At 57.6% G+C, this 2005-nt stretch carries 2 protein-coding genes and 1 pseudogene; 1 reads left to right on the top strand and 2 read right to left on the bottom strand.

Going from position 1 to position 2005, the window contains the following annotated elements:
• Positions 1–94, top strand: a pseudogene (locus AC2CJA_RS26370) (IS5/IS1182 family transposase); the annotation flags it as partial.
• 46 nt (positions 95–140) lie between these two features.
• On the opposite strand, the gene AC2CJA_RS26365 reads toward AC2CJA_RS26370, so the two are convergent.
• Together AC2CJA_RS26365 and AC2CJA_RS26360 are read right to left on the bottom strand one after the other, a co-directional pair.
• Positions 141–1106 (bottom strand): hypothetical protein, encoded by a 966-nt coding sequence (locus tag AC2CJA_RS26365; RefSeq protein WP_484605170.1) that lies wholly within the window; start codon positions 1104–1106, stop codon positions 141–143.
• On the bottom strand, positions 1106–1267 hold the full coding sequence (locus AC2CJA_RS26360; RefSeq protein WP_484605169.1) for a hypothetical protein: 162 nt from the start codon (positions 1265–1267) through the stop codon (positions 1106–1108). Before AC2CJA_RS26360 ends, AC2CJA_RS26365 begins: the two co-directional genes overlap by 1 nt.
• Between the last annotated feature and the right edge of the window lie 738 nt (positions 1268–2005).

The raw sequence follows: 2005 nt of genomic DNA, 5'->3' as shown, positions 1-2005 counted from the left end.
CCTGCGCAGGGTCAGCCTCGACCCCAGCCGTATCACGAAGATCGCCGCCGCAGCCCTCGTCCTGCTCCAACTCGAATACGACCGCACCATCTGAACGATCACGCAACGTCACGATCCATTACTGGGAAGGGCTCATTCTCTTACTGGCCTGCTGCTTTGTTGATTCCGACTGTCTTGCTCAAGGTCTTGTCCTGGCGAACTTGGACGCCGTTGAGAGCTGCCTGATTATCCGTGATGATCTTCTTTTGGATCTTGGTTTCCTCGTTGAACCAGATTTCAATTAGGTCGGTCTGCTGTTTGCATTCGACCTCGGCCGTGGCGATCTTGATGCCTTCGTCGTTGGATGCTTCTCCTAGGTTTTCGACCACCTTGGTGACATCCCAGACGGTGTTCACCTGGTACTCACGGCTCTTCATGCAGGATGCCCATTGCGCCATGGCATCCTTGACCGCAGGCGCCTGCTGGGAGCGTTCGAAACTCTCACCGTTGAGGCGCTCGACGAGATCCATGTCGAAGTTTCCGACCGCGCGGCCCACCTCACCCATGCAACCTCCATCGGGAAGATCCTTACCCTTGAAGGAGGTGACCTCTTCGCCTTTTTTCTTGCCGAATAGGACGGTGTTGGCCTCGGGAGTGTCCTGTCCCGGCACCGGGGTGCTGCCCTGACTGTGGTCAGGCAGGTGGTGGCCGTGCTTCTTCGCCTCGGCCAGGTCGCTTAGGCCGTAGCGGCGAGGCATGTTGGAGGCATTGTCAGCCACCGGCGGAGATGTTCCCCGGTCCTCGGTGCGCCAGTTGGTGAACCCGTAGCGTCGCATGCAGGTGATCTCGGCGTTGTCACGGGCCTGCTGGAGGGCGATTTCCTCGGCGTAGGAGACCATGTACTTCTCCAGCGGCAACACCATACCCTTGGTCAGGCCGCGGGTGGGCACCTTCTCGGGCCAGTTCTCCTTCACGACCTTCGGCGTATAGGGGGCCGACTCGGCCGTCTGGCCGTCGTCCCCGGTCGCCACCTTGATACCACCGGCCTGCTGCTGGCCACAGCCAGCAGCCAACAGCGCCAGCGAGACTACGGCAACGGGAGTGGTGAGGTAACGTCGTATCGTCATCACAGCCTCTTACTGCTCGCATTCTCGTTCTTCAGGGACGACATGAAGTTCTCGCTGTTGCCGCTCTCGACGGTCTGATAGACACCGCCGTAACCGGTGTTGTAGTACACCCGATGAGAAGCGGAGTCGCTGTTGGCCGCCCCGGCAGCATTGTTCTTCACGCTCCATCCGGATCCGGGGTCGGAGGGAGTGCACTTTCCTCCGTACGGCAGTTCTCCATAGTCCCAACCGAAACCGTAACCGTAGTTGAATTGGTAACGAACCTGGTACTGCGCGTAGTCATACCCAAGGTGTGAATACTCGCTCTTGTTGGTGGTGAAGCAAGGGTTGTTGAAGTACGCGCCGTATGACATGCTGTTGAAGAAAATGGCGAAGCACCTTGTCGACGAACTGCACTGATTATCGGTGTACGATATTTCGGCATTCGCCTGGCCTGCGGGGATTACCACGGCAGCAAGTGTGGCCGACGCTAATAAGATAGCGCGGACTGTTTTTCTCCCAAACAAAGAGATCCGTCCTCGTGTTCACCGTTCGTGCACCTGCCTGCGCAGGGCTCAACCTATGGAAATCTTTTCCTTCGACGTCGAATTTTTCGTTTCACACCGCACAGAGGGGGCCGGTGCGCCAGCTCTATCCATCGGAAGCGTATGAGCCAGGCAGTTTTGACGCAAGGGACGGATCGGCTTGACACCCCTCTCGATTCCGCAAATATCACCGAAATTAGTATTCGATTCGAATACGACGTTTTGCCCTACATTAGACGCAACTCTGTCTTGTTTCAGACGCGACTTAGAGGGTGTCTCACGTGGCTTGATCGGCGTCGGGCATGATGCTGTCTGTGGCCGGTGACCTCTCTTCTCGTCTGGTTCCTGATGGTCTGTGGGTTCTGGTGGAGCCCC

The organism is Streptomyces sp. ATLC9, assembly GCF_057196705.1.
Note: the sequence above shows the minus strand (reverse complement) of the source record. Positions and strands in the feature narration are given on the sequence as shown.